Genomic DNA, 26,172 nt, shown 5'->3' with positions numbered 1-26,172 from the left:
AATTGCTTCCCGTTTATAGAATAACTTGCGGAACCCGCCTACGTCAAGCTTTTCGCCGCATTTCAGGCGATGGGCCGGTCCGTCGGCAGATTGACGAAGCTGGGCGCATCCGGATCCAGCTGCAGGTATTGCGTTTTGAGTTCGGTGGCGTTGAGCATCGGCCGAAAAGCCAATGCCTTCGGCATGTTTCCGGCGAACACATCCACCCGCAGCCGGTGGCCGGGCAACAAGACGGCCTGCGTCGGGATGACCGCGATATCCAGCGTCATCGGCATTCCCGGCACGACGGGCAGCATGCTCTCCAGGGTGATCGGGTTGTACGGCGCGGTGTAATCACCGCTCGCCGAGCGCATACTCCGCGCCTCGTCCACCGCGCGCAGCGACGCGGTGAGCTGGCCGGTGGTCAACACGGTCGACGTGCCGTCGGGCGAGACATCGTTGACGGTGACGTCCCAATAGCCGTCGGCCGCATCGTGAACCGCGTTGAGGTGCACATTGATCGGCCCGGAGATCACCGTCGGCTCACTCATCTCCGCGCTGGTGAACGTCAGCCCGTTACCCTCGGCGATGCGAGAGTCCTTGGCGCAGATATCGAATGGCGCGGCCAGACCGGCGGAGCCCTGAGCGGCATCGCGTGAGCACGCCATGGTCACCCCCGGCGACACCTGCAGTGCGATCCGCTCCTTCGGCTCAGTCGAGGACAGCGAGCCGTCGTGCACCGCATGCTCTGCGGTATCGCTCGACGCAGCGGACAGGTAGACACGGCGATGCGTGACACCGGTTTCCGGGAACTGCCCCAATGTCTTCCAGCCCGAGCCCTGCTCCCACAGCGTGATCGGCCCGAAGTCGCCGATGCCGTTATCGATGCCCTTGAGCCACTTGTCGAACCACACCCGCTGCAGCACATCCAGCCGCGGCGGCGCGCCGACACCACCCGTACCGGCACCCGGATTCGCATGATAGGTATCGCCGATCAGCAACTGCTTCTTCGCCTGTGGCAGTGGGATCACGTTGTAGAGTTTGGCCGCGCTGTTGGCGAAGATGTCGTGCCAGCCGCCATACATGAAGGTGGGCACCGTAATTCGGTCGGGATGCCCGAGGATCCCCTGCCGGAATTCACTGTCGTCGTCGAGCGCGGCGGCCAGTGTCGTCGGCACCCGGTCCAGCGACGGGGTGAGCAGCGCCTGAGCCAGCAGATCGGAATTGGTTGCCGGATCTGCCATCCTGGCCTGGAGCCATTTCCAGTCGAAGGTGCCGTTGAGCATGGACTGCACGTCGGGAATCAACTTCGTCTGGTTCACATTGTTCAACCACAACGGCAGGAAGGTCGTGCCGACACCGCCGCCCGGCGCGACGACATCGCGCATCAGATCGCTTCCAGCCTCCACCGGGAAGATGGCTTTCAGCGCGGCAGGAGCGTTTTCGGCCGCGCGCAGCTGATTGATGCCAGCGTAGGAGCCGCCGCTCATGCCGACAGTGCCGTTGGACCACGGCTGCTTCGCGGCCCAATCGATCACCTCGCGGGTGTCCAATTGTTCACGCTTGCCGAGCGTGTTCCAGTTGCCCTGGGAGAAGCCGGTGCCGCGGACGTCCGCGACTACCAACGTGTACCCGCTGCGGATGAGATTGCGGTCGATGCCGAGCACGGTCTGGATCATGCCGCCGTCGAGTGCCTGCATCAGCTCGCCGAATCCGCTGATCGGCGTGCCGGACAGATTGAGGCGCCGGACGATCTCCATGGTGAACGGCTGCAGCCCGGGCACGGCGAATGCCGAATCGACCAGATTGCTCACGAGTTTGGTGTAGGGCGTGAGGTTCACGATCGTCGGCAACGGCTGGCCGACGACATTGTTGGCCGCATCGACGGGCCGATACACATTGGCCTTGAGTACGACCCCATCGCTCATGCGAATCGGGACGTCCCAGTCGATATGGATATCGGGATACTGCTGCGGGCCGTCGTGCATAGCGGTCCATCGCTCGCCGAGGGTGGTGTCGATGCTTTGCTCGGCAGTCGCGGAGGGGCCGCCGCTCGAAGCCAGTGCCACCACGGCCGCGACAACGGTCGCCAGTCGAGTCAAACGCATAAGCGCAGGTGCAACTCCATGCCCCGACAACTCGTGATCCCCTCTCGACTGGTACGCAGCATGTAGACAAGATCGTCCGATTCGACGCGCGACGACCATAGCAACCTGTTGGCGAATATTCCGCTAGGTACGGTCCGTTCGGTTCGTCGAATTTCCCCGCAGACTCGCTGGACCCACAACACTGTGTGACCGAACCGTGACCGATCTACGTCGAATTACCGATCCACGCTCCGCCCGCGAACTGAGTTATTTCGGAAGTTCGAGGCGATCCGTGATGCCGTCGAGCAGGCTGGTCAGCGTCCATTCCACGGGGTCTGCGCCGCTGGTGGTGGTACGCGCGGCGAGCCAGCGGGCGAAGGCCGGGTAGCGACCGTCGGCGAGGATCGGGGCCGGCATTGGTTGCGCGGCGGCGGCCAACTCGTCGTCGGTGCGCAGTCCGGAACGGGCTCGTCGGCGGTTCTCCTCGGCGAGTTGCAGTGCGGCGCCGATGAGATGGCCGTCCACGGCGGCGGTGATCAGCATCATATCGTCGGCGGCGATATCGAGCCTGCCACCGAGCTGAACGCCGCGCTGGATCGCATACTGCGATGACGTTATCTCGGCGGTGTCCCGATGGTCTGGACTTGCCTTCCATCCCAATGGAATTGGACCGGCGTGAGCGTGCCGTCGGGGCATGCGTTGCAGCTGCCGGGCGTCTTGTAGACCACACCGACGGTGTCATCGCTCGTGTGCCCCGGATCCAGCGAAGTGAACCCGAGGCTCTCCCGCGTGCCGGTACCGACGAATTCGCCCATGTGGAACAGCAGCACTTGATTCGGCGAACTACCGGTCGCGCCCTCGACCGTAATGATCACGGCCGACAGCGTGACGCACGGATCGAAGGTGCCCTCGAATCCGGCCGGATCAGTGGACCACGGCACCTTCGTTATCGGATCGGCGGGCAGCGTGGCGATGGCGGCACCGATCACCGGCGCGGTCAGGTCGACGCCGCATTTCGCCGTAGGCGCGGCACTCGGCGTGGTCGCCGCCGCCGTAGTGGTCGGTCCGTAATCGGTTATCCCGCCATGGTTGTCGCCTGAGCCGCACGCGGTCAGACCGAGGAGTCCGATACCGAGGGTGAGCAATACGAGCCGATAGATCTGCATCAAGGGAAGGCCCCTTCAGGTCGGACGAGTATCTCGATCGCGCTCCGTACACCATCATCGCATCGTCTGATCCGGCGATCGCTGCGGCCGGGCTCCCACGGGTGGGGTCGCCGCCCGGACGGTGAGTCGATAACGTCGCTATCCGTCCGAGTCCTGATGAGAAGATCTGAATAGGTTCAACGATTTTCGCCGTGTTCCTCCCCTGGCGCTGGTGATGTTCGGACTCGGGTTGACCTCGACCGTCGACGATTTCGCCAGGGTGCTGCGGTATCCCAAGGCGGCGGCGGTCGCGCTGTGTGCCAGATGATCGTGCTGCCCGCGATCTGCCTGGGTCTGGTCTACCTGTTCCGGCTCGAGGTGCGCTGGCCGTCGGGGTGATGCTGCTCGTCGCCTCGCCGGGCGGCTCCCACACCGATTCCGGCTGCCACCGGCTAGGGCGACCGAGCGTGGCCTGGGTAGCCTTTGCGTGTTCGACGTCAGGTGAGAGGACCCCAGTTCGCGATGCGACCGCTCGGCACAGACGATCCCAGACGGATCGGGGACTACCGGCTACTCGGCCTGCTCGGTGCGGGCGGTATGGGCCGGGTGTACCTCGGGCGCAGCGCAGGTGGCCGCACCGTCGCGGTGAAGGTGATCCGACCGGATATGATCGGCAACGAGTTCCGGGAGCGGTTCCGGCGCGAGGTCACCGCGGCGCGGCGGGTCGGTGGAAAGTTCACCGCGCCGGTGCTCGACGCGGATGTGGATTCGACGCCACCGTGGCTGGCGACCGGCTACGTGGCCGGATTCTCGTTGACCGATGCCGTCGAGCAGTTCGGCACGTTCAGCGAGAGCACGCTGCTGGTGCTCGCGCACGGTCTGGCCGAGGCATTGATCGCCGTGCACGGTGCGGGGATCGTGCATCGCGATCTGAAACCGTCCAATGTGCTGCTGGCCGTGGACGGTCCGAAGGTGATCGACTTCGGCATCGCGCGCGGCGCCGAGGACAGCGCATTGACGACCACCGGAAATGTCATCGGCTCACCGGGATTCATGTGTCCGGAGCAGGTGGTCGGACCGACCATGGGTCCCGAAGGTGATGTATTCGCGCTCGGCGGCGTGCTCGTCTACGCGGCGACCGGGCAGGGGCCGTTCGGCGCCGGCGAGACCGTGCAGATGCTGTATCGGGTGGTGTACGAGGAGCCGCGGCTGACGGCCGTGCCGGACCGGCTGCGACCGCTCATCGCGGCGTGCCTGAACAAGGAAGTGGCGGCGCGCCCGACACCGCAGCAGTTGCTAGATCAGCTTGCCGAACTCGGGGTTCCGGAACGTGGCGGCTGGCTGCCCGCGCCGGTGCTCGAAGAGGTGAGCAGGCGGGCGGTTGCGCTGCTCGATTTGGAATCCGGGCCGGTCGAGGCGGTCGGGCCGGATCCGGCACGGTCGGCGGCGACGATTTCGCGGCCGTTTCCGCAATCGAATTCGGGGCTGCACACGCTGTCCCGGCCTACGGCCGATACGGTGGCTTGGCGATCCGGAAATACCGCATGGCAATCCGGACCCCCTGGGCCGCAAGCCAATTCGAGCCAGGTGCCCGCGCCGTATCCGCCCGCGCAGGACCAGTCGGGGCAACAAGGCGCCTACTATTACCCGCCGACTGCGCGGAAAAGTCGTTCGCATCGGAACGCATGGATCATCACGGCCGTAGTGACCGGTCTCATCGTCGCGGGCGGCGCATTCCTCATCGGGACGCAGCTGACCGACAAATCCTCCGATTCGGCCGCGACAGTGAGCACTTCGGCGGTGGTCACCTCCGTCGCTCCCACGACCATCGCGACGACGCAGACCACCGCGACGAGCACTTCGGCGGCGGCCACGGACTCGGCGGTACCCGAAGCGCTCGTCGGCAAGTGGACCGGCACCGCACGGGATGCGCTCGCCACCTTCGATATCGAGTTGACCATTCACGACGGGAAAGTCGGCGAGGAGATCGCCACCTCGACCAATACCGGCCAGGCATCGCGCAGCCGATGTGAACGCGCCGAACGTCTGACCAATGCCACCGACACCCAGCTCACCTTCGTGGCACGGCTCAGCGGTGGTGCGAGTGGGTGCATGGACGAAGGGTCGACCTCGAAGGTCATCCTGCAGCCGGACGGTTCGGTCACCTACAGCTTCAGCGGCGGTTTCAGCGGTGTGCTGGGCGACGTCACCGGCACGCTGCACAAGAACTGATGGGCGTGCTTCGTCGGGCGCGCCTTCCGACGCTTGCGACACCGATCGTCCATCCTGTAGACCGACAACGAGCTGTATCTGTGTGAAGGGATCATTCGAATGCGCGTAGTAGCCGAGGTGCTGGTCGGCCTGGTGGCGTTGCTGCACATCTGCATCCTGGTCATGGAGATGTTCCTGTGGACCACGCCGCGGGTGCGCGCATCCTTCGGCAGCACCGCCGAATTCGCCGAGCAGACCAAGGTTCTTGCCGCCAACCAGGGCCTCTACAACGGCTTCCTGGCGGCCGGCCTGATCTGGGGCATCATCGCCTCGGACCCGGTCGGGTTCGCCGCGATGATCTTCTTCACCGCATGCGTTGTCGTCGCCGGGATCTACGGTGCGGTGACCGCGAACCGCAGGATCCTGTTCATCCAAGCGCTGCCCGGAGCGATCGCCCTTGTCGCGGTGCTGATCGCGGGCAGCAACTAACGCTTCCCGAACCGTCGACGCGCGCGAACTCGCTCGATGGCCGCCGCCCAGGACAGCTTCGCGATGGCACTCGCCTCCCGCACCACGGAATGCGGATCGGCCGTGAGCAGATCGGCTCCTTCGCGACCGACCAGACCGGTCACCCTGCGCCGCGTCGCCGAACTCGCCTTGCTCATATGACCGCTGCCGAAGGGCGGCTGGGGATCGCATTCGATCATCAGCTGGATCGCCTTGGCCTGGTCTTACCCGCGATCTCACCGCCAACCAAACCCGAGGTCGATTCCAGCGGAGACGGGCGCGGCGGTGACGAACCCTCGAGAATTCCGACGGCGACGAAAAGCACCGACCCAACGCGTACCGAGGTGGTTCACGTCGGGCGCATTGTGCTGATGGCTCATTTGCTGGTGCTCGCTCACAAACAGGCCCGATGGTGCGACGGATGGCGGGCCCACGCAAGAACAGGCACGATCGAGACAGCACCGCCGAACGATCAGTCGGAGGGATACGCATGCGGAAATTCATCGGATTCGCGATCGCCGTGCTGATGATCGGCGCGGTGGCCGGATGCGGCAGCGATTCCGGCGCCGGGCCGGACATTGTCACGAGCACGGCGCCCAGCACGCCGTCGGGTGTGCCCGATCTGGCCGCGGGCGAGGAAATCGTAGACGGTATCGACGTGCCGTGGGGGCTGGCCTTCCTGCCCGAAGGCGGGGTCCTGGTCGCGGAGCGGGATACCGGCCGAATTATGCGGGTGGTGTCCGGCCGCGAGCCCGAGCAGGTGTACCAGGTTCCGGGTGTGGTCGCGCGCGGCGAGGGCGGTCTGCTCGGGCTTGCCGTCGCTGCTGATTATGCCGAAACACGTTATGTCTATGCGTATTTCACCGCTGCCGATGACAATCGGATCGTGCGATTCCGGCTCGATGGGCAACCGGAGGTCATCTTCGCCGGTATTGCCAAGGCCGGGAACCACAATGGCGGCCGGATCGCGTTCGGGCCCGACGGCATGCTGTATGTCGGAACCGGAGATGCGGGACAGGGCGCCAGCTCTCAGGATCCGGCGAGCCCCAATGGCAAGATCCTGCGGCTGACACCCGATGGCGCTCCGGCACCGGGCAATCCGACGTCCGGTTCGCCCGTTTACAGCCTGGGCCACCGCAATGTACAAGGTCTGGCTTGGGATCGGGCAGGCAGATTCTTCGCCGCGGAGTTCGGCCAGAACGCCTTCGACGAGATCAATCTGATCGAGCCGGGTCGCAACTACGGCTGGCCGATCGTCGAAGGCAATGGCGGCACCGAACGGGGATTCACCGACCCCCAAGTCATTTGGAAACCGTCGGAGGCATCGCCGTCCGGCATTGCCATCTCCGGCGACACCCTCTATGTCGCGGCGCTGCGCGGCGAGCGATTGTGGACGGTTCCACTACACGACGGCACACTCGGCACACCGCAGGCCCAGGTGCCCGACCTGGGCCGCCTGCGCACGGTGGCAATTGCCCCGGACGGTGCGCTGTGGCTGACCACCTCCAACACGGACGGCCGCGGTGACGTCCGTGCCGGTGACGATCGGATCATCCGCTTCCCGGCGCGCTGAGTTCCCTTATTTGACAACATTTCCGACCGAACGCAGATCCCGGCGCAACAGTGCGGTCTCCCTGGCGTAGCCACGGCGGCCGAATACTCGATACAGCAGCCGGACGGGAGCCGGGATATGTCCGGCGAATTCCGACCACTCGCGCTCATCGGCCTCCTCGGCGATATGACCGAGGAATACCAGGGCCCGCCCCTTCGAAAACGACGCAATACCGCGCTTGCCGACTTCGGCCCACTCCGACTCGGTCAAGGTCTCGGCAACCATCGGCAGTACCGAATCTTCCTCGAGGCGAAGATGTTCGGTGAGCGCCTCATGTAGTCGACGTAGCCCCTCGACCAGCAGATCCGCTGTTTCCGCACCGCCCTGATGTTCCCACTCGGAAAATTCGGAATCGACGCGGCGCATGAGCGCATCGACCTCTTCGTGCTGGGTCTGCATGCGATTGATCAGCGTCGAATCCAACTCCGCCCAACGCAGTTTCGGCCAAACCAGCTCGTCCTCATTGCTGTGATGATGATGCAGGGCGGCGAGCATCTCGCGCGCATGTGCGCTCACCCGCGCTACCTGGTCGGCATCCATGGGCGAGGTCGCCTCGACAATGTCTGCCAGCAAACGGAATTCGCGTCGGAACACGCGGTGCACCAGCACCATGTCGTGGGTATCACAACCCGGCGGCTCGGTCGCCCGGCGGCTCATAACACCTGCTCCAGCGCAGACACAAGATCCCCGATAGTCATTTAGTTCCTCCCGATACTAAATGCACTCCTGTGCAATAAGTGCAACTTAGTATAGTTTTGGGCGAGGTAACACTGTCAAGATGTCACGCGGAGGACTCACAGCGAATGACCGAGCACCGCGCCCGGGTCAGCGAAACCACCCAGGTCGAGGAAACCGCCCAGCTCACTTCGGGCCGCGTCGCCCAGCGCCGACGCACCCGCAAAGCCATCGTCGACGCCTCCATGACGCTGCTGAACCGCGGCATCGAACCCTCGGTCAACGACATCGCCGCCGCTGCGGACGTGTCCAGACGCACCGTCTACCTGCATTTCCCCACTCTCGACCAGTTGATGCTCGACGCCACCATCGGCCTGCTCAGCGCGAATACCGATGAGGCGCTGACGAATATCCATTCCGCGGACCCGCGCGTGCGTATCGCCGAACTGGTGCGGGCGATGGGCGCGGAGATCACCGAGTTGCTGCCGATGGGACGGCGGTTGGTGAAACTCACTGTCGACCTGCCCACAGAGGACGCACCACGACGTGGGCATCGCCGGGTGCGTTGGATCGAATGGGCGCTCGAACCATTGCGTGACCGCATGCCCCAGCGGCAGTTCGACGATCTCGTGTCGAGTATCGCGCTCGTGGTGGGTTGGGAGGCTTTCATCGTGCTGATCGATGTGCGCGGGCTCGAGCCCGATGCCGCCGTCGAGGTATGTGCCAGCACCGCAACGACTCTCGTGGATGCCGCGCTACGCTCGCTCGAAAACTCATAGGCCGCACCGGGTCATCCTGCGGCACCCGGCCATTCAGCCATTGGTATGCGTCGGCCCGAACGCCAGACGGCCAGCGTCAGAGGAACGCCCGGACGGTAGGCAATATGGGTGACCGAGGGAGCGTCGAGCACCTGGAGATCGGCTCGGGTGCCCACCTCGATGACCCCGACATCGTTGCGGCGCAATGCTTTCGCGCCCGCCGCAGTGGCCGCGTACACCGCTTCGGCGATCGAGAGGCCCATCTGGAGTACGGCCGTTGCGACGCAAAAGGCCATCGATGTGGTGTAGGAACTGCCTGGATTGGCGTTGGTGGCCAGGGCGACGGTCGCACCCGCGTCGAGCAGTGCGCGGGCGGGAGCGAGGGGTTGGCGGGTGGACAGGTCGCAGGCGGGCAGGACGGTGGCGACGGTGTCCGAGGCGGCGAGCGCCTCGATATCGGCGTCGGTGAGGTAGGTGCAGTGATCCACGCTGGCCGCGCCGTGGTGGACGGCCAGTTGCACGCCGGGGCCGGTGCCCAATTGGTTGCCGTGCACGCGTAGACCGAGGCCGCGTGCGGCGGCGGCGCGCAGGACGCGATCGGACTGGCCCTCGTCGAAAGCGCCTGTCTCGCAGAAGACATCGGCCCAGCGCACATGCGGTGCGACGGAGTCGAGCATATCGCCGCAGACCAGGTCCACGTAGGTTTCCGCATCGGTACCGGGCGGCACCAGGTGTGCGCCGAGGTAGGTCACCTCGTCGGCGATGGCGGCGGCGATGCGAGCCGAGCGTGCCTCGTCGGGCACGCTCAGGCCGTATCCGGTTTTGGTCTCCAGGCAGGTGGTGCCCTGGCGGTAGGCCTCGGTGACGTGGCGACGCAGGTTGGCCGAAAGCTGGTCGTCCGAGGCACTTCTGGTGGCCGCGACAGTCGTTGCGATACCACCGGCACGGTAGGGCTGACCGGCCATTCTGGCCTCGAATTCGGCGGTGCGATCACCGGCGAAGACCAGGTGGGTATGGCTGTCGACCCACCCCGGCAACGCCGCGCGGCCGCCGATATCGACCCGATCATCGGCTGCCGGTGCGGATTTCGCCGGACCGATCCAGGCGAACCGATCATCCTCGAGCACAACTGCGGCATCGTGCAGCGGGCCGTCCGTCGCGTTGGTGGTCAGCTCGCCGATTCCAGTGATGAGGGTCGACACGGTGCCCTTTCTGCCGGTGAACATTCCGGTCTGTTCGTCGCCGCGCGCGATCAGGGTGAGCACAAGGCCCGAATCTCTTCTCGCAGATTGTTTTCGGGACTCTCCACCAGTACATGGCGGCCATCGGAGACCACCTGCCGCCCGGCGATCAGCACCTCGCGGATATCGCTGGCCGAAGCCGCGAACAGTGCGGCCGCGGGTTCGGTGCCCGCGGTCCGGATCGATTCGAGCTCGACGGTGACCAGATCGGCCGCCGCGCCCGCTTCGATGCGACCCACCTCCGGCCAGCCGGTGGATGCGTGATCTGTTGCCGCACCGAACAACTCCGCAATCTCGAATCGTCCGCGAGTGTGAGAGGCGAGACGTTCGTTCAACTCCAGCGCACGCCACTCTTCGAAGCCGTCGACGACCGCGTGACTGTCGGTGCCGAGGCACAGCCGGACTCCGGCGTCGAGAAGTTCGCGTGCGGGGCCGATACCGTCGCCGAGATCGCGTTCGGTGGTCGGGCAGAAGCATGCCCGCGACCTTGCCTCGGCCAGCATCTGGATATCGGCGTTGCTCACATGCGTGGCATGCACGGCCACCGTATCCGGCCCGAGCAACCCATTGTCCGCCAACAGCGCGGTCGGCGTAAGCCCGTGTGCGGCAAGGCAATCACGATTCTCGGCGGGTTGTTCGGAGAGGTGGACGTGCACCGGCCGACCCTCGCCCTGTCGAGCGACCACGGCCAGTGCTCGCGGGGGCACCGCGCGCACCGAATGTGCGGCCACACCGGTGCGCACCAGTTCCGACTCCGGCTTGAACGCGGCGCAACGCTGGGCCCACGCCTCCGCATCACCGTCACTGAAACGAAGCTGGCGTTCGTCCGGCGGTCGACCGAATCCGCCACTGAGATAACAGGTATCTAGCACGGTGAGCCGAATTCCGGCCTCCTGCGCCGCTGCTGCCAGGGCCGCGCTCATCTCATTCGGATCGGTATAGGCCACGCCGCCAGGGGCGTGATGCAGGTAGTGGAATTCACCGACGCTGGTGTATCCGGCGAGCACCATCTCCGCATACACCCCACGTGCGAGCCGGTAATAGGAGTCGGGATCCAGTCGATCCGCGACCGCGTACATCCGTTCCCGCCACGTCCAGAACGAGCCCCGCCCATGGTGGGTACGCCCGCGCAAGGCGCGATGGAAGGCATGTGAGTGCGCATTCGCGAAACCAGGAATGGTCAAGCCGCGCAATATGTTTCCGTTCGGCGCGGTTTGGACGACCACCGAGCGGATCGCCGATCCGGCGACGTCGATCGTCACCCGTTCGGCCAATCCGTCCGGTAGCCAGGCATATTCGGCCCAATAGACGCTCATTCGGCCGAACTCCCGCGCATCGGATTGCGGTCACGCCGATCCGACATCTGAAACCGCGCCCAGCGCTGCGCGCTCATGTGGTCAAGTCCTCGAGCACGCGAGCCAGGCTCTCCGCACCGAGTTCCACCTGCGTGATTCCGGCGGCGTCGCGCAGTCCGCGAGCGCGGTCGGCGTCGATGGCACCGGTGAGCAGTCTGGATCCCAGACACGGCACCCCGAAACGTATCCGCCGCGCCGCGTATCCCGGCCCACATCGGCAATTTCGGCGAGCAGTCCGTTCGCTGTCACTTGTTCTCCTGCATCGGGATTCGCACACCACGCTCCTCCGCGACCGCGTCGGCCCGCTCGTACCCGGCATCCACATGCCGAATCACGCCCATACCGGGGTCATTGGTGAGTACGCGCTCGATCTTCTGCCCGGCCAGCGCGGTTCCGTCGGCGACGCAGACCTGTCCGGCGTGGATGGACCGGCCCATGCCGACGCCACCGCCGTGGTGGATCGACACCCAACTCGCGCCCGAAGCGGTGTTGACCAGTGCGTTGAGCAGCGGCCAGTCGGCAATGGCATCGGACCCGTCGGCCATGGCCTCGGTTTCGCGATACGGCGAGGCGACGCTGCCGGAGTCGAGGTGGTCACGGCCGATCACCACCGGAGCCTGCAACTCGCCATTGGCGACCATCTCGTTGAAGCGGAGTCCGGCCAGGTGCCGTTCACCGTAGCCGAGCCAGCAGATGCGGGCCGGAAGTCCTTGGTAGGCAACGCGTTCCCCGGCCATGGTGATCCAGCGGCGCAGGGATTCGTTTTCCGGGAACAGTTCCAGCATGGCGCGATCGGTCGCGGCGATATCCGCCGGATCGCCGGACAGCGCGGCCCAGCGGAACGGTCCCTTGCCCTCGCAGAACAGCGGCCGGATGTAGGCGGGCACGAATCCCGGGAAGTCGAAGGCCCGCTCGCAACCGCCGAGTACCGCCTCGCCGCGCAGTGAATTGCCGTAGTCGAAGACCTCGGCACCGCGATCGAGGAAACCTAGCATCGCATCGACGTGTTCGGCCATGGATTCGCGGGAGCGGTCGGTGAATTCGTCGGGCTTCTTCGCGGCGTAATCGGCCCAGTCTTCGAGTGCGACACCACGCGGCAGGTATGCGAGGGGGTCGTGCGCCGAGGTCTGGTCGGTGACGATATCGATGTCGACTCCTGCCGCCAACAGCCTCGGCACTACCTCGGAGGCATTGCCGATCAGGCCGACCGACAATGCCTTTCGCTCCTTGCGCGCCTTCGACACCCGACGCACCGCATCATCGAAATCAGTGGCGATCTCGTCGAGATAGCGGTCGTGTACCCGCCGCTCGGCACGCGCCGGATCGCATTCGACGACGAGGGCCACACCGCCGTTCATGGTGACCGCCAGCGGCTGTGCACCACCCATCCCACCCAAACCCGCTGTGAGCGTGAGAGTTCCGGCGAGAGTGCCGCCGAAATGCTTATCCGCCACCGCGGCGAAGGTCTCGTAGGTCCCCTGCAGAATGCCCTGGGTGCCAATGTAGATCCACGAACCCGCGGTCATCTGCCCGTACATGGTGAGGCCGAGCGATTCCAGTCTGCGGAACTCGGGCCAGGTCGCCCAGTCCCCCACCAGATTCGAATTGGCGATCAGTACCCGCGGCGCCCATTCGTGCGTCCGGAATACGCCGACTGGCTTACCCGACTGGACCAACAGGGTCTCATCGGCCTCGAGTGTGGTGAGCGTGCGGGTGATCGCATCGAAGCTTGCCCAGTTCCGCGCCGCCTTGCCGGTACCGCCGTACACGACCAGGTCCTGCGGGCGCTCCGCAACCTCGGGGTCGAGATTGTTCTGCAGCATCCGGAGTGCGCCCTCGGTCTGCCAGTTCTTGGCCGTCAGTTGCGTGCCACGTGCCGCGCGCACTGTCCGTGTCATCGGATTGCCTCCATATCGACGAATTTCCCGTCCGCCCGGCAGGTCGGTGTCGCATAGCTACTGGCGACCTCGTATGGCCATGTGCGCGAGCCTGATTCGCTGTGTGGGAACCGGATTTCTTCGGGTGTTGTCAAGGGAGCTCACTTCCCTGAGCGAGGTGGGGTGTGACCGCGCGCAGCAGTTCGCCGGAACGGACCAGTTCCGCCGCGGCGGCGATTTCCGGGGCGAGGTGTCGGTCCGGTCCCGGGCCGTCGACCTCGGTGCGAAGCAGCGAGAGGGCCGCCGCGGTTGCCGGGCCGGGACGCAGTGGTGCCCGTAAGTCCAATGCCCTCGCGGCCGTGAGATATTCGATGGCGAGCACGGTGGCCAGACCGTCGACGGCCCTGCGCAGCTTGCGCGCGGCCGACCAGCCCATCGACACATGGTCTTCCTGCATCGCGCTGCTCGGAATCGAATCCACCGAGGCGGGCATCGCGAGCCGCTTGAGCTCGCTGACGATTCCCGCTTGGGTGTACTGCGCGATCATATGGCCGGAATCGACACCCGGATCGGCTGCGAGGAAGGCCGGAAGGCCGTGCGAGCGTGCGACATCCAGCATCCGGTCGGTGCGCCGCTCGGCCATGCTGGCGACATCAGCGACCGGAATGGCCAGGAAGTCCAGGACATACGCCACCGGAGCTCCATGGAAGTTGCCGTTGGATTCCAGCCTGCCATCGGCGAGCACGACGGGATTGTCGATCGCCGAAGCCATTTCGCGCTCGGCGACCAGTTCGGCGTGCGCGAGGGTGTCGCGGGCGGCGCCGTGCACCTGCGGTGCGCAGCGCAACGAATATGCGTCCTGCACCCGGTTGCAGTCCGGGCCCCGATGGCTGGCAACGATTTCCGATCCCGCGAGCGCGGCCGCCATGCGCCGCGCCGAGCGGGCTTGGCCGGGATGCGGACGCAGCGCCTGCAGGTCGTCGGCGAAGACCCGGTCCGTGCCGAGCAGCGCCTCGACACTCATGGCGGCGGTGATATCGGCGACGTCGAGGAGTTGGCGCAGGTCATTGATCGCGAGCGCCAGCATGCCCAGCATGCCATCCGTGCCGTTGGTCAGCGCGAGACCTTCCTTCTCGGCAAGGGTCACCGGCTTGATTCCCTTGGCGTGCAAGGCTTCCGCCGCTGCCACCACGTTTCCAGCGGAATCCGTGACCTCGCCCTCCCCCATCAGCGCCAACGCGATCGCGGCCAGTGGCGCGAGATCGCCGGAGCAGCCCAGCGATCCGAACTCGTGCACCACCGGCGTTATGCCCGCATTGATCAAGGCAGCCAAGGTGAGCGCCGTCTCTGGTCGCACACCGGTATGCCCGGTGGCCAGCGTGCGCAGCCGCAGCAGCATCATGGCGCGCACTACCTCTGTCTCGACCGCCGCGCCCGCTCCCGCGGCATGCGAGCGGATCAGCGACCGCTGTAGCGCGGCCCGGCTCTCCGGCGGAATGTGCCGGGTGGCCAGTGCACCGAAGCCGGTGGACACACCGTAGGTCGGGACCGTGCCCGCCGCCAGCGCGTCGACATGCTCGCGTGCGTCGGCCAGCCGCTTCTCGGCGGCCTCGCTGAATCGAACTTCCGCGCCGTCGCGAGCAACGGCGACGAGGCGTTCGACGGTCAGCGGCCCGTCCAGTTCCACGGGCGGTAACTGCGTGGTTTCCGACATAGACCCATTCCACCGCCACCGGGGCCGGTGGAGAATGAGGCGGGGCCAGGATCTGTCTGGTATCCAAGACGCACGGCCCAGTCGGCGCGAGAGGAAGTGGCATGGGAACGAGCAGCGACATCCCGGCGCTGCGGCGCGGCCTGGCCGTACTGCAGCTGATGGCGACCCGGGCCGGACCGGTCTCCGCATCCACGATCGCGCGCGAACTCGACATCCCCCGCTCGACCACCTATCACCTGCTGGCCGAGTTGGAGCAAGCCCGCTTCGTCACCCGGCTGCCCGCCGAACGGCGCTACGGACTCGGTATCGCCGTCTTCGAACTCGGTTCGGCCTATCTGCGCCACGATCCACTGGAGCGGGTGGCCGGACCGTTGCTGCGCGAGTTGGCCGGACGGGTCGGACACAACGCGCACCTCGGGGTCCTGCACGGCAATGAACTGCTGTATCTGATCAAAGAACGCCCGGCACGCCCTGAAACGCTGGTGACCGATGTCGGCGTCCGCCTGCCTGCACAGTTGACCGCATCGGGCCGGGCGATCCTGGCGCATCTGCCCGCCGCCCATGTGCGTGCGCTGTTCCCGTCGGCGGCGGCCTTCGTACGCCGCACCGATCGCGGGCCGACCAGCCTCGCGGCGCTGCGCACCATCCTGGCCGCCGAGCGTCGGCGCGGCTGGGCGAGCGAGGACGGACATGTCACCGCCGGCTTCGCCTCGGTCGCCTATCCGGCGTTCGATCACGACCATCGGCCGATCGCGGCGATCAGCGTGACGCTGCGGCACCACTGCGAGCAGATCCCGTGTGCCGCTGATTGGTCCGGTCTCGCCGCCCAGGTGCGGTCCACCGCTGACGATCTCACCCGTCGCATCGGCGGGCGGGTGAGCTGACGGCGCGAATAGATAGCAATCCCGACGAAATTCCAGGTCTTTCGGCTGCAGTCGCGACACACCGACCGGCTGCTGAGATTTCAGCAATCAGACAGCTACAATTGTGGATCACTGACCGGGGCAATGCCTCGCCGGGTGACGCACGACCAACAGTGCCGGATGGGGACAGGAGCACGATGCGAACACCGATGCGCCGCGGCGCCCTGGCCGGGCTCGCGATCATCGCGAGCGCGCTGATGCTGCCGAGCCTCGCCATGCCGACCGCACAGGCCACCATCGCACCATTCGGCCGGGAATTCCTCTGGGGCGTCGCATCATCGGGCTTCCAATCCGAAGGCCGTGCGCCGGACAGCAATTGGACCCGCTACATCGAAACCGGCAAGGCCGGGGACGACTACGAGAATTCGGTCGACTTCTACAAGCGCTACATCTCCGATATCAACCTCGCCGCACATCTCGGGGTCCGGGTGTATCGTATCGGGATCGAATGGGCGCGGTTACAGCCGCAACCCGATACCTGGGACGAGGCGGCATTCGGCTTCTACGACAACGTGATCGCGCGCATCCTCGCCGCTGGTATGCGGCCGATGCTCACCCTTGATCACTGGGTGTATCCCGGCTGGGCCGCCGATCGCGGCGGCTGGCGCAATCCGGGCATGGTCGAGGACTGGCTGGCAAATATGCGAAAGGTGGTGACCCGCTATGCCTCTCGCAATCCGCTGTGGGTCACCTTCAACGAGCCCGCCGCCTACATCGGCACCGAATTGCGCATCGGCGCGATCACGCCGGACGAGGCGCCCGCGATGCTGGACCGAATCGCCCAGGCGCACAACTCAATCTATGACACCATCCATCAGAATCTGCCCGAAGCACAGGTCACCAGCAATCTCGGCTATGTCGCAGGCGCCGAGACCGAGGTGAATCAGCCGCTTGTGGACCGGATCGCCGACAAACTCGATTTCATCGGCGTCGACTACTATTTCGCGCCACTGGCGGAAACGAACAAAGCGGTCCAGGGTGGTTCGAACGAGGGTCCGGCGATCTGGGAGCTCCCGATTCATACCGAGGGCATCTACTACGCGCTGCGCCACTACGCGCAGTTGTTTCCCGACCGCCCACTGTATGTCGTGGAGAACGGCATGCCCACCGAGGACGGCAAACCGCGCGCCGACGGATACACCCGCTCCGACCACCTCCGCGACACCGTCTACTGGCTCCAGCGCGCCAAGTCCGACGGCATGAATGTCGTCGGCTACAACTACTGGAGCCTGACCGACAACTACGAATGGGGCAGCTACACACCACGTTTCGGCCTCTACACCGTCGACGCCCGCACCGATCCCACCCTTACCCGCAATCCCACCGACGCAGTCGACGCCTACCGCGGCATCATCCAATCCGGCGGCGTACCCACCAGCTATCGACCGACCCGCCCACCGGTCGAATGCGGATTGGTCGACCCACCCGACAGCTGCGACGAAACCGTCGCCGTTCCCTAGCTGAGGTTGGATCGGAGTTCGCCCGATCCGGATTCGACCGGCTGATTCAGCCCAGCCTTCGCCGAATTCCGCTGTTTGATGCGACAGGTCACTCTTCGTCCAGCATCGGTTGGGCGGCATGACGCCACGAGCGGGTGTACGCGAGGCACGCCGCCGATATGGCCCAGATAGCTTCGTGAGAACGGGATCCGCGCAGCTAACTCGGCCAGCGACCGCCCCGCGGCCTGCCTCGTAGCTCGCAGCCGCTCCCCTATGTCGGGCTGCAAATCCCCGCCGTCAGTCCCATGAGTGGATCGTAAGCCGATCTGTAGACGCGCTGTAGACGTTTCCGCTCTCCGGGATGGAGATTTCCGCGCAACGCTAGGACCCAGCGCCCACCCGTCCTGGGGACATTCCGGGGTTGTCGGGGCCGGGCGCACCTGAGCCGCCGTACTGAGGGGTCACGATGTTGAACCCAGATCTACCGCACCGCCGATCGTTCGTTGGTCCGCCTATCCCGTGGCCGGTTGAGTGCCGTGTCGATGTTCTCGAGCAGTACATCAACGCTCTACGTGCGTTGCCAACCGAACCAACCAGCACTGAGCAACCCGACACAGAGGTCTCAAAACCGATGGGCTACATAGGTTTTGGCGATACTCCGCTGTCGCGCTGTCACTTCTACAGGCGGGTGTGTGATCTGCCCGCGAACGTCGACCCGCCTCAGCTCGGTCGAATCGTGATGAAGGTCGAGCATGTGGGGGCGCTGACCATGCCCGCCCACCTTGGTCAGTCCGTGAAAACCTATATGCAGCAATGTGGTTCGGACCTTGGCCCGGTCTGCTCTCATCCACGCCAGAACAGGTGGGCATACCTCATCCGACCCGATATCCCCGATGACACGCGTCTGTTCGCCGAGATGTACCGGCTCGATGTTCAGGTGGTACGAGCGGGCGGCACCGTGGCGTTGCCGTCGCCAGCCGACAAGGGCGCGCAGTTCCGACGCTGGATCGAACCACCCCGCTGCACATTCCGCCCATCCGGGCTCGTCGTGGTCGATGCGATCCGGGCGTGCTCAGGTCGGTATCCGATGCGGAGGTGAGCCGCTCATGTGTGAATGGGATTGCGGACCGTGGATCAAGCTGTCGATGTGGGGGATTGGGAGCTTCAACGGCACGACCGGGGAGTTGGAATCGGCACAGTGCCCGTCGCGGTTCTGCATGACCATGGCACCGCTGGTCGACGGGAAGATCGGCGACCACTACGGCATCACAGACATGTTGTCACCGTTGCCATGTCCGTGGATCGGGGTGCGGGTTGTGAACGACATTGACGACTTCATACCCGACGACTCGGCATCAGTCCCGCCGCCAAAGGTGGAGCGGCCATGACCGTAAATACGTTGGCTCCCAAGGCAATTAGTGTACTGCCCCTTGACGTGACCAGCCCGCACCTGCTGCGGGATGAACGGGTGATCACCGAGTTGGCGCAGCGACGCGGCTACACCCTGACCGGGCTGGTCACCATCGGTGACGACACGTTCATGCCGACCACGCTGATCGTGGGGACGGCATGCAGCAAGGGGGCAGTAGCGGTCATCGCGACGAGCATGGCCCATTTCAGTAGCCGCGCACGGGCTATCGCTGTGGCGTGTGACCTGATCACACCTACCAAGTTCGTGGCCTGCACCAGCGCCGACCGATTACAGAGTCCGTCATGAGTGAACAGGCTTCCCCGCGACCGGACGTACCCGACGTACACCTGAGCGTGTTCCTGCACGGTGCACGATTCGACTTCGCCGCGTGCCTTACCGCCGCATTGGTCTTCGTTGCAGAACATCGGGCTCTACCCTCGCACGTAAAGGCAAAGAGCGGACCGAACGGGAAGCTATCGAGAAACAACGCCAACAAGTGCGAGAAATGCGTGAGCGAGCAGTAAGAGCGGGGATGTCGCCGGAGGTTTGGCGCGTGTACGAGTTGGGTCGCCCCCAACCGGGAGAGGAAGCAAGACCCGCGCGAACCCATGACAACGCGGAACGAGAACGGGCAATACATCAGCAACGCGAACGCGAACGCCCCGAACGCGAACGCCCCGAACGCGAACGTGAAGGCAGACACCGAGGCGAATAGCGCTCAAAACGAAGCCCAACATGGCCATTTCGACAGTCAGGACGGGACCGACGATCAAGCGCGACGGCATGGACGTAAAACATGGAAGGAGTCCTACTCCACCGAATGCCTTGCCTGCGCCGGTCCGCCGCTGTGCCGGATTCGGCTGCCCAAGTCCTGGAACCCTGCGTGCGGGGTGCCTGCCGGGGTGCGTCGCGGACCGAGCGGGCTTGCCGGTCAGCGCGTTTCGAGAACTGCCATGGCGGCATTGTGGCCGGGAATGCCGCTGACACCACCGCCGCGGATCGCGCCCGCACCGCAGATGAAGACGTTGGGAACGTCCGTCGCCACACCCCAGCGAGCCGCCGGAGTATCGGGGTCGTCGGAGCAATAGGGAAAGGCCAGGTCTCGGTGGAAGATGTGCCCGCCGGGTAGGGCCACCTCACGTTCCAGGTCTACCGGCGACTTGGCCTCGATACACGCTGCACCGTCCTCGTCGAGCGCGAGGCAATCGACAAGCGGTTCGGCGAGTACCGCATCCAGTTGGGCCAGTGCGGCTTTCACGGCCATCGTCTTCGCCGCCTCCGGATCGGACTCGAAAAGCCTTGCCGGAGTGTGTAATCCGAACAGCGTGAGGGTGTGGAGATCGGAGCCGGGCGCGAGAATCGAGCGATCGGTCAGGGTGTGACAGTAGATCTCCGACGGCGGGGCCGACGGGATCCGTCCGCCGGACGCCTCGCGATATGCCTGCTCCAGTTGCGAATACGATTCGGCGATATGAAACGTCCCGGCGAATGCCTCGCGCGGATCTGTAGAAATGTCACGCAACCGAGGTAACCGCCGCAGCACCATATTCACTTTCAGTTGGGAGCCTTCGGGTTTCGACTCCCCGGGTATGCCCAGCAACCGCGCGAGCTCATGCGGTGCCGCATTGATGAGCACATGCCGCGCGCTGATCACACCGTCCGTGTAGCGCACTTCGGCGGTGAAATCGTCGGATTCGACCTCGGTCACGGCACAGCCGGTGATCAGCTCGGCACCGGCGGCGCGAACCGCGTCGGCGAGTGCGTCGGTGAGCGCGCCCATACCGCCGATCGGGACATCCCAGTCGCCGGTGCCACCACCGATCACGTGGTAGAGGAAGCACCGGTTCTGCCGCAGTTCAGGATCGTGGGCATGGGTGAAGGTCCCGATGAGTGCGTCGGTGAGCACGACCCCGCGCACGGTGTCGTCGGCAAAGGTGGACTCGACCGTCTCCCCCAGCGGCCGCTCGAACAGCGCCGCCCAGGTGGCGGGATCGTCGACAACCCGCTCGAGTTCCGACCGCGTCGGCAACGGTTGGGTCAGCGTCGGAAACATCCGCTGCGCGAGCCGCCCGGTCGCACCGTAGAACTCCTGCCACGCCCGGAAATCCCGGTCCGAACCGGTGAGCCGCACGAAGCTGTCCCTGGTTCTGGCCTCGGAACCGGTATCGACCAGCAGTCCACCGTCCCCGACCGGCGTATACGACGAGATCCGCCGACGCCGCGTCCCGAAACGCAGCCCGAGTTCCTCGACGATCTGCCGCGGCAGCAGGCTCACCAAATACGAATACCGCGACAATCGCGCATCGACGCCTGGGAACACCCGCGCCGAAACCGCAGCCCCGCCGGTGTGCTCCTGCCGCTCCAGCACCAGCACCGAACGCCCGGCTCGCGCCAGGTATGCGGCGGCCACCAGCCCATTGTGACCACCACCGACCACCACCACGTCATAGGAGGAGCGCATCGGTCGCATCCGTCCTGCCTACCACGGATTCCGCGGATCGATCTCCGAATGTGCGATTGCCGAGAGATTACGGCCCGGTTTCCATATTTCCCTGCGATTGACCAGCGCTCACTTCACACTTAGCTTCTGGCAAACGCTGTATGAGGGCGGCGTTTTCACCTGGGAGCGATCATGACCGAAGCCACCACACCATCCGATGACGAACGGCGCCTGGCCGAACTCGGCTACAAACAGGAACTGGCGAGATCCTGGTCCGGGTTCTCCAACTTCGCCATCAGCTTCACCATCGTCTCCATCCTGACCGGCGGACTGGCCAGTTATGGCATCGGTCTGGCCAACGGCGGCCCGATCACCATGGCGTGGGGGTGGCCGCTGGTCTCGGTCATGGTGTTGTTCGTGGGCCTGGCCATGGCCGAATTGGCCTCGGCCTACCCGACTTCCGGCGGTCTGTACTGGTGGGCGTCCGAATTGGGTGGGCCGGCCTGGGGCTGGTTCACCGGATGGTTCAACCTGATCGGCCAGATCGCGGTGACCGCCGCCATCGACTACGGCGCGGCCATCTTCACCACCGCGGTGCTCAATGTGATCGGCATCGATATCGGAACCGACCGCACCGCAATCTTTTTGGTCTTCACCGCGATCCTGATCCTGCATGCCGTACTGAATGCGATCGGCCCGCATCTGTCCGCGGTCATCAACAACATCTCCGCCTGGTGGCATGTCGGCGGTGTGGCGATCTTCGTCGTGGTGCTCGGGTTCGGTGCGAGCCACCATCAGAGCGTAGGCTTCGTCTTCACCGAAACCGTCGACAACAGCGCGGTCGGCTTCGGCGGGGTGGCGTTCAGCTTTCTGCTCGGGTTGCTGCACGCGCAGTACACATTCACCGGCTACGACGCATCGGCGCATATGTCGGAGGAGACCCATGATGCCGCGCGCACGGCGGCCAAGGGCATTATCAATACCATTGTCGTCTCGGCCGTCGCCGGTTATCTGCTCATCATGGCGGTGACCTTCGCCATTCCGAATCTCGACGATGCGCTCGATCCGACGAAGAACAGCGGCTACCCGGTGATCTACATCCTGCAGAACTCGCTGAATTCGTTCTGGTCCGGGCTGCTGCTGATCATCGCCGCGATCGCGCAGTTGTTCTGCGGCTACGCCTCGGTCACCTCGGCCTCACGCATGCTGTTCGCCTTCTCCCGCGACGGCGCTGTGCCGGGATCGGCCTATTGGTCCCGACTTTCGGCCCGCAAGGTGCCGGTGCACGCGGTGCTGTTCATCTCGTTCTTCTCGTTCGTGCTGCTGGTTCCGTCGATGCTGGTGCCCGCGGAGAACGCGCCGACCGCCTACGCGGCGGCCACCTCCGTCGCCACCATCGGCCTCTACATCGCCTACGGCATCCCGATACTGTTGCGCCAACTGCACGGCGGCCGATTCCACACCGGCCCTTGGCAACTCGGTCCCTGGTATCGACCCGTCGGCATCATCGCCCTGATCTGGATCGTGCTGATCAGCCTGCTGTTCATCCTGCCGACCGATGACCGCGGCTATCCATGGAACAGTGAATTCACTTGGAACACCGTCAACTACGCACCGATCACCTTGGTCGGCGTGGTGGGCGCGATCGGCATCTGGTGGCTCGCGTCGGCCAGACACTGGTTCACCGGCCCCAGGCGAACGGTCGTCGAGACGGGTGAGTCCGAGGCGCCGGTACAGGCCTGACCTGCTCATATCGGTGGCCGCACGTTCGGGATAGAGTCGACATGTGTCCGTGGAAATCGATTTCCGCGCCGTTTTCGAGTCCGGACCAGGTCTGTACCTGGTACTCGATGCCGACCTGTGCATTGTCGCGGTGACCGACGCATATGCCGCCGCGACGATGACCGAACGACAGGACCTCCTCGGCAAGGACATTTTCAAGGCGTTTCCGGACAATCCGGATGATTCGTCGGCAGAAGGTGTCCGTAACCTGCGGGTATCGCTGGAACGGGTGCTGCGGGACCGGGTCACCGACGCGATGCCGGTTCAGCGCTACGACATCCGTAAGCCCGACGGCGCCTTCGAACCCCGATTCTGGAGTCCGAGCAACTCTCCGGTCCTCGGTACCGACGGCGAGCTGCGCTATGTCATCCACCGCGTGGAGGATGTCACCGATTTCGTCCGGCTCGAAGCATCCGACGCGGCGAAACGAGAGGAAACGGCCGCACTGCGGGCTTCGAGCCAGGAAATGGAACAGGAGGTATTCGCCCGAGTCCGTGAGGTCGCCGAAACCAGCAGGCAGCTCAAGGAGGCCAACATCGAGCTGGCTCAGTTGTACGCTCGCGCGAAGGAACTGGACGAACTGAAGAGCCAGTTCGTCGCCAATATCAGCCACGAGCTGCGAACCCCGCTCATGTTGATCTTGGCGCCGACCCGGAAGTTGCTCGACCGGTGCACGCCCGCCGACCGCGATGAGCTCGAGCTGATCCTGCGCAACGCGCGCATACTGCAGCGTCAGATCGATGATCTGCTCGACGCCTCGAAGCTGGAGTCGGGTGCGATACGACCCGATTATGCCTGGGTCGATGTCACCGAGCAGGTGCGGCTGGGCTCGGCCTTCTTCGAGTCCATGGCGGTCGACCGGGGTATCCGCCTGGCCGTCGACGCGCCGCAGCCCGTCCCCGCCGCACTCGATCCCGACCACCTGCAGCGCATTCTGTTGAACCTGCTTTCCAACGCCTTCAAATTCGTCCCCGAAGGTGGCATGGTCCGCTGCACCGTGCGCCCTGCCGATGACGACGTGGTCATCGAGATCGCCGATAGCGGCCCAGGCATACCGGCATCGCACCGCGCCGTGGTCTTCGAGCGGTTCCGTCAGGTCGATGGCGCGGCGACCCGCGCGGTGGGCGGCACCGGTTTGGGCCTCAGCATTGTCCGTGACCTGGTGCGCTTGCAGCGCGGTGACATCACTATCACCGAAGCTCCCGAAGGTGGCGCGATGATCGTGATCGAGCTGCCGCGAGCCGCGCCAGCGGGCACCCCGGTCCGCCGCTCGGCCACCGAGCCCACACCGATTCGCGCAGGTAATGCCGCCGACGCGCTGATCGCCGAGCTGATGCCCGAGAGCGGCGAACGCACCACACGCGTGGATACCGGATCGGATGAGTCGGAACCGAAACCGTCGGTCATTGTCGTCGAGGACAATGCCGACCTCAACGCCCTGATCCAGGAAGCGCTTTCCGAGTCCTATCGGGTCACCGCCGCCGACAATGGCGGTACGGGACTGCGGCTGGCCCGAGCACACAAGCCGGATCTGATCGTGTGCGACCTCATGATGCCAGGCATGAGCGGCGACGAACTTCTGCACAAGATCCGTGCCGACCACGAGCTGCGCAACACCCCGGTACTCATCGTCAGCGCACGCGCAGACGAGCGGTCGCGGCTGGAGCTACTGCGTGCCGGCGCCAACGACTACCTGCGGAAACCCTTCGAGGTCGCCGAACTCCGAGCACGGGTGGACAATCTGGTCGACCTCCGGCTGGCCGAGAATCGACTGCGGACCTTACGGATCATCCACGAACGCGACCGCATCGCCCACGAACTGCACCGCACGGTGATCGATCAACTGTTCGGCATCGGGATGCGTTTGAGCGGGATCCGTCCGCTGGCCCGTGTGCCCGCCGTCACCGCCCGCATCGACGACGCGGTCCAAGAACTCGACGCCGTCATCGATCACATCCGCGACACGGTCGCGGAACTCGCCTCGGAAGTCGAAATCGAGACCCCATTCCGCACGGAAGTCATGGAACTCGCCAGCGAGGCCGCCGAGGCACTCGGCGCACAGTCCCAAGTCGGCTTCGCCGGACCGGTCAACGACCTCGATCCGGCTCTCACATCCGCAGCGCTCGAAGTCGTGGAACGGGTCCTGCAGACAATGCGCCGGCGGGCAGTCGCCGAGGATATCCGGGTCAACGTCATCCTCGACGACCGCCAATTCGCCATCGTCATGCACGAAATCACTTGGACGCCAACCGATCTCGCAATATCGGAGCATAAGCCCGAACCATTGTCGGAAACCCTTGTCGGCTACGGCGCAAACCTGACGGTCACTACGCCCATACCCACCGAAACCGCTTGGTCCCTGACGATCCCCCGCGCCGGCATGTGCTGACCAACCAATCTCAATCCTCTTGGGGCAGGAACTGTTTCGCGTACTCGTACCCTTCGTCACCTTCGGCCGCCACCTTGGCGTACACCAGGTGGACGACACCGGTTTTGAAAGTATTGGACGAAAGCAGTTGCAACGGAAGCGCAGCGTCGGTCTCCTCGAACAATCGCAGGCCCTTGCGCACCGCGATCGGGTGCACCAGCAGGTGCAGTTCGTCCAAGAGCCCGACCTCGAGCAGTTGGCGGACAACCGATACCGATCCGCTGATTCCGATGGGTGCGTCGCCCGGCTCATCCTTGAGCGCCGCGACGGCATCCGCCAGATCACCTTTCAGCACTTCGGAATTGCGCCAGGTCAAGGTGAGATCCTGATGGGTGACCACGATCTTGCGCGCGTCGCCGAGCTTCTTGGCCATCGCGGCATCCACATCGCCTGCGGCCTCCCGCTCCGGCCATGCCCCGGCGAACCCCTCGTAGGTCTTGCGGCCCAGCAGCAGCGTGTCGGCCGCGCCGAGCTGGCTGTCGACAGCCGTGGCCATCTCCTCGTTGAAGTACGGGAAGTGCCAATCCTGGGGGTTCTCGACGACGCCGTCGAGTGCGATGAACAGTCCGGCGGTGATTTTCCGCATCG

The 26,172-nt window shown here is 65.1% G+C and carries 23 protein-coding genes; 10 read left to right on the top strand and 13 right to left on the bottom strand.

Annotated features, from left to right (window positions below; genetic code table 11):
• Nucleotides 1-62 precede the first annotated feature (62 nt).
• The 3 genes from ACQPXH_RS13265 to ACQPXH_RS13255 all read right to left on the bottom strand — a co-directional run bounded on the left by ACQPXH_RS13265 (nt 63) and on the right by ACQPXH_RS13255 (nt 3,232).
• Nucleotides 63-2,087: a CocE/NonD family hydrolase gene (locus ACQPXH_RS13265; protein ID WP_433602639.1), complete on the bottom strand. Its 2,025-nt coding sequence runs from the start codon at nt 2,085-2,087 to the stop codon at nt 63-65.
• A gap of 246 nt (nt 2,088-2,333) precedes the next feature.
• Nucleotides 2,334-2,726 carry a hypothetical protein gene (locus ACQPXH_RS13260; RefSeq protein ID WP_433602638.1) on the bottom strand — a complete coding sequence of 131 codons (393 nt, stop codon included), beginning with the start codon at nt 2,724-2,726 and terminating at the stop codon, nt 2,334-2,336.
• The gene (locus ACQPXH_RS13255) at nt 2,681-3,232 is read right to left on the bottom strand and encodes an LppP/LprE family lipoprotein (RefSeq protein WP_433603435.1); all 552 of its coding nucleotides are present in this window, start codon (nt 3,230-3,232) and stop codon (nt 2,681-2,683) included. The genes ACQPXH_RS13260 and ACQPXH_RS13255 overlap by 46 nt, the downstream gene beginning before the upstream one ends.
• A 480-nt stretch (nt 3,233-3,712) precedes the next feature.
• On the opposite strand from ACQPXH_RS13255, the gene ACQPXH_RS13250 reads away from it, so the two are divergent.
• Both ACQPXH_RS13250 and ACQPXH_RS13245 read left to right on the top strand, forming a co-directional pair.
• Entirely contained in the window at nt 3,713-5,443 is a 1,731-nt protein-coding gene (locus ACQPXH_RS13250; RefSeq protein WP_433602637.1) for a serine/threonine-protein kinase, read from the top strand.
• 99 nt (nt 5,444-5,542) lie between these two features.
• Entirely contained in the window at nt 5,543-5,911 is a 369-nt protein-coding gene (locus ACQPXH_RS13245; protein WP_433602636.1) for a DUF1304 domain-containing protein, read from the top strand.
• Here the strand turns inward: ACQPXH_RS13245 and ACQPXH_RS13240 are convergent.
• Nucleotides 5,908-6,129: a hypothetical protein gene (locus ACQPXH_RS13240; RefSeq protein ID WP_433602635.1), complete on the bottom strand. Its 222-nt coding sequence runs from the start codon at nt 6,127-6,129 to the stop codon at nt 5,908-5,910. The genes ACQPXH_RS13245 and ACQPXH_RS13240 overlap by 4 nt on opposite strands.
• 290 nt (nt 6,130-6,419) lie before the next feature.
• Between ACQPXH_RS13240 and ACQPXH_RS13235 the strand changes: the two genes are divergently transcribed.
• Nucleotides 6,420-7,502 (top strand): PQQ-dependent sugar dehydrogenase, encoded by a 1,083-nt coding sequence (locus tag ACQPXH_RS13235; RefSeq protein WP_433602634.1) that lies wholly within the window; start codon nt 6,420-6,422, stop codon nt 7,500-7,502.
• A gap of 6 nt (nt 7,503-7,508) precedes the next feature.
• On the opposite strand, the gene ACQPXH_RS13230 is transcribed toward ACQPXH_RS13235, so the two are convergent.
• The gene (locus tag ACQPXH_RS13230; RefSeq protein ID WP_433602633.1) at nt 7,509-8,198 is read right to left on the bottom strand and encodes a hemerythrin domain-containing protein; all 690 of its coding nucleotides are present in this window, start codon (nt 8,196-8,198) and stop codon (nt 7,509-7,511) included.
• Between the two features lie 146 nt (nt 8,199-8,344).
• On the opposite strand from ACQPXH_RS13230, the gene ACQPXH_RS13225 reads away from it, so the two are divergent.
• Nucleotides 8,345-8,995, top strand: a complete 651-nt coding sequence (locus tag ACQPXH_RS13225) for a TetR/AcrR family transcriptional regulator (RefSeq protein ID WP_433602632.1) — start codon at nt 8,345-8,347, stop codon at nt 8,993-8,995.
• An 11-nt stretch (nt 8,996-9,006) separates the two neighbouring features.
• Here the strand turns inward: ACQPXH_RS13225 and hutI are convergent, their stop codons facing one another.
• The 5 genes from hutI to hutH form a co-directional block, all read right to left on the bottom strand.
• The gene (gene hutI, locus ACQPXH_RS13220) at nt 9,007-10,176 is read right to left on the bottom strand and encodes an imidazolonepropionase (RefSeq protein ID WP_433603434.1); all 1,170 of its coding nucleotides are present in this window, start codon (nt 10,174-10,176) and stop codon (nt 9,007-9,009) included.
• Nucleotides 10,177-10,226: 50 nt separating this feature from the next.
• Entirely contained in the window at nt 10,227-11,531 is a 1,305-nt protein-coding gene (locus tag ACQPXH_RS13215) for a formimidoylglutamate deiminase (RefSeq protein WP_433602631.1), read from the bottom strand.
• 73 nt (nt 11,532-11,604) lie between these two features.
• Nucleotides 11,605-11,745: a hypothetical protein gene (locus ACQPXH_RS13210; RefSeq protein WP_433602630.1), complete on the bottom strand. Its 141-nt coding sequence runs from the start codon at nt 11,743-11,745 to the stop codon at nt 11,605-11,607.
• 70 nt (nt 11,746-11,815) lie between these two features.
• Nucleotides 11,816-13,468 (bottom strand): urocanate hydratase, encoded by a 1,653-nt coding sequence (gene hutU / locus ACQPXH_RS13205; RefSeq protein ID WP_433602629.1) that lies wholly within the window; start codon nt 13,466-13,468, stop codon nt 11,816-11,818.
• Between the two features lie 130 nt (nt 13,469-13,598).
• Nucleotides 13,599-15,161: a histidine ammonia-lyase gene (hutH, locus tag ACQPXH_RS13200; protein ID WP_433602628.1), complete on the bottom strand. Its 1,563-nt coding sequence runs from the start codon at nt 15,159-15,161 to the stop codon at nt 13,599-13,601.
• Nucleotides 15,162-15,262: 101 nt separating this feature from the next.
• On the opposite strand from hutH, the gene ACQPXH_RS13195 reads away from it, so the two are divergent.
• Nucleotides 15,263-16,045, top strand: a complete 783-nt coding sequence (locus ACQPXH_RS13195) for an IclR family transcriptional regulator (RefSeq protein ID WP_433602627.1) — start codon at nt 15,263-15,265, stop codon at nt 16,043-16,045.
• A 176-nt stretch (nt 16,046-16,221) separates the two neighbouring features.
• Nucleotides 16,222-17,544: a family 1 glycosylhydrolase gene (locus tag ACQPXH_RS13190; RefSeq protein WP_433602626.1), complete on the top strand. Its 1,323-nt coding sequence runs from the start codon at nt 16,222-16,224 to the stop codon at nt 17,542-17,544.
• On the opposite strand, the gene ACQPXH_RS13185 is transcribed toward ACQPXH_RS13190, so the two are convergent.
• Nucleotides 17,541-17,963 (bottom strand): helix-turn-helix domain-containing protein, encoded by a 423-nt coding sequence (locus ACQPXH_RS13185; protein ID WP_433602625.1) that lies wholly within the window; start codon nt 17,961-17,963, stop codon nt 17,541-17,543. The two genes, ACQPXH_RS13190 and ACQPXH_RS13185, sit on opposite strands and share 4 nt — an antisense overlap.
• Before the next feature lie 26 nt (nt 17,964-17,989).
• Between ACQPXH_RS13185 and ACQPXH_RS13180 the strand changes: the two genes are divergently transcribed.
• Both ACQPXH_RS13180 and ACQPXH_RS13175 read left to right on the top strand, forming a co-directional pair.
• The gene (locus ACQPXH_RS13180) at nt 17,990-18,622 is read left to right on the top strand and encodes a DNA-directed RNA polymerase subunit beta (RefSeq protein WP_433602624.1); all 633 of its coding nucleotides are present in this window, start codon (nt 17,990-17,992) and stop codon (nt 18,620-18,622) included.
• A 285-nt stretch (nt 18,623-18,907) separates the two neighbouring features.
• Nucleotides 18,908-19,240 carry a hypothetical protein gene (locus tag ACQPXH_RS13175; protein WP_433602623.1) on the top strand — a complete coding sequence of 111 codons (333 nt, stop codon included), beginning with the start codon at nt 18,908-18,910 and terminating at the stop codon, nt 19,238-19,240.
• A gap of 625 nt (nt 19,241-19,865) precedes the next feature.
• On the opposite strand, the gene ACQPXH_RS13170 is transcribed toward ACQPXH_RS13175, so the two are convergent.
• Nucleotides 19,866-21,395, bottom strand: coding sequence for a phytoene desaturase family protein (locus tag ACQPXH_RS13170; protein WP_433603433.1), 1,530 nt, complete (start codon nt 21,393-21,395; stop codon nt 19,866-19,868).
• A gap of 171 nt (nt 21,396-21,566) precedes the next feature.
• Between ACQPXH_RS13170 and ACQPXH_RS13165 the strand changes: the two genes are divergently transcribed.
• Together ACQPXH_RS13165 and ACQPXH_RS13160 are read left to right on the top strand one after the other, a co-directional pair.
• On the top strand, nt 21,567-23,117 hold the full coding sequence (locus ACQPXH_RS13165; protein WP_433602622.1) for an amino acid permease: 1,551 nt from the start codon (nt 21,567-21,569) through the stop codon (nt 23,115-23,117).
• 43 nt (nt 23,118-23,160) lie between these two features.
• The gene (locus tag ACQPXH_RS13160) at nt 23,161-25,545 is read left to right on the top strand and encodes an ATP-binding protein (RefSeq protein ID WP_433602621.1); all 2,385 of its coding nucleotides are present in this window, start codon (nt 23,161-23,163) and stop codon (nt 25,543-25,545) included.
• A gap of 10 nt (nt 25,546-25,555) precedes the next feature.
• On the opposite strand, the gene ACQPXH_RS13155 is transcribed toward ACQPXH_RS13160, so the two are convergent.
• Entirely contained in the window at nt 25,556-26,170 is a 615-nt protein-coding gene (locus tag ACQPXH_RS13155) for a dihydrofolate reductase family protein (RefSeq protein ID WP_433602620.1), read from the bottom strand.
• Nucleotides 26,171-26,172 lie beyond the last annotated feature (2 nt).

Source organism: Nocardia sp. CA-135953 (genome assembly GCF_050955735.1).
Taxonomy (GTDB): Bacteria; Actinomycetota; Actinomycetes; order Mycobacteriales; family Mycobacteriaceae; genus Nocardia.
This window is presented reverse-complemented; position numbering and strand designations above follow the sequence as displayed.

Excerpts from the sequence above, each read along its gene's own strand:
- ACQPXH_RS13230 (WP_433602633.1), bottom strand. The coding sequence starts at position 8,198 with ATGAGCCGCCGGGCGACCGAGCCGCCGGGTTGTGATACCCACGACATG.
- ACQPXH_RS13175 (WP_433602623.1), top strand. The coding sequence starts at position 18,908 with ATGACCGTAAATACGTTGGCTCCCAAGGCAATTAGTGTACTGCCCCTT.
- ACQPXH_RS13165 (WP_433602622.1), top strand. The coding sequence starts at position 21,567 with ATGACCGAAGCCACCACACCATCCGATGACGAACGGCGCCTGGCCGAA.
- ACQPXH_RS13170 (WP_433603433.1), bottom strand. The coding sequence starts at position 21,395 with ATGCGCTCCTCCTATGACGTGGTGGTGGTCGGTGGTGGTCACAATGGG.
- ACQPXH_RS13190 (WP_433602626.1), top strand. The coding sequence starts at position 16,222 with ATGCGAACACCGATGCGCCGCGGCGCCCTGGCCGGGCTCGCGATCATC.
- ACQPXH_RS13255 (WP_433603435.1), bottom strand. The coding sequence starts at position 3,232 with ATGCAGATCTATCGGCTCGTATTGCTCACCCTCGGTATCGGACTCCTC.
- ACQPXH_RS13180 (WP_433602624.1), top strand. The coding sequence starts at position 17,990 with ATGTTGAACCCAGATCTACCGCACCGCCGATCGTTCGTTGGTCCGCCT.
- ACQPXH_RS13240 (WP_433602635.1), bottom strand. The coding sequence starts at position 6,129 with ATGATCGAATGCGATCCCCAGCCGCCCTTCGGCAGCGGTCATATGAGC.
- ACQPXH_RS13235 (WP_433602634.1), top strand. The coding sequence starts at position 6,420 with ATGCGGAAATTCATCGGATTCGCGATCGCCGTGCTGATGATCGGCGCG.
- ACQPXH_RS13265 (WP_433602639.1), bottom strand. The coding sequence starts at position 2,087 with ATGCGTTTGACTCGACTGGCGACCGTTGTCGCGGCCGTGGTGGCACTG.
- ACQPXH_RS13245 (WP_433602636.1), top strand. The coding sequence starts at position 5,543 with ATGCGCGTAGTAGCCGAGGTGCTGGTCGGCCTGGTGGCGTTGCTGCAC.
- hutU (WP_433602629.1), bottom strand. The coding sequence starts at position 13,468 with ATGACACGGACAGTGCGCGCGGCACGTGGCACGCAACTGACGGCCAAG.
- hutH (WP_433602628.1), bottom strand. The coding sequence starts at position 15,161 with ATGTCGGAAACCACGCAGTTACCGCCCGTGGAACTGGACGGGCCGCTG.
- ACQPXH_RS13195 (WP_433602627.1), top strand. The coding sequence starts at position 15,263 with ATGGGAACGAGCAGCGACATCCCGGCGCTGCGGCGCGGCCTGGCCGTA.
- ACQPXH_RS13155 (WP_433602620.1), bottom strand. The coding sequence starts at position 26,170 with ATGCGGAAAATCACCGCCGGACTGTTCATCGCACTCGACGGCGTCGTC.
- ACQPXH_RS13225 (WP_433602632.1), top strand. The coding sequence starts at position 8,345 with ATGACCGAGCACCGCGCCCGGGTCAGCGAAACCACCCAGGTCGAGGAA.
- ACQPXH_RS13215 (WP_433602631.1), bottom strand. The coding sequence starts at position 11,531 with ATGAGCGTCTATTGGGCCGAATATGCCTGGCTACCGGACGGATTGGCC.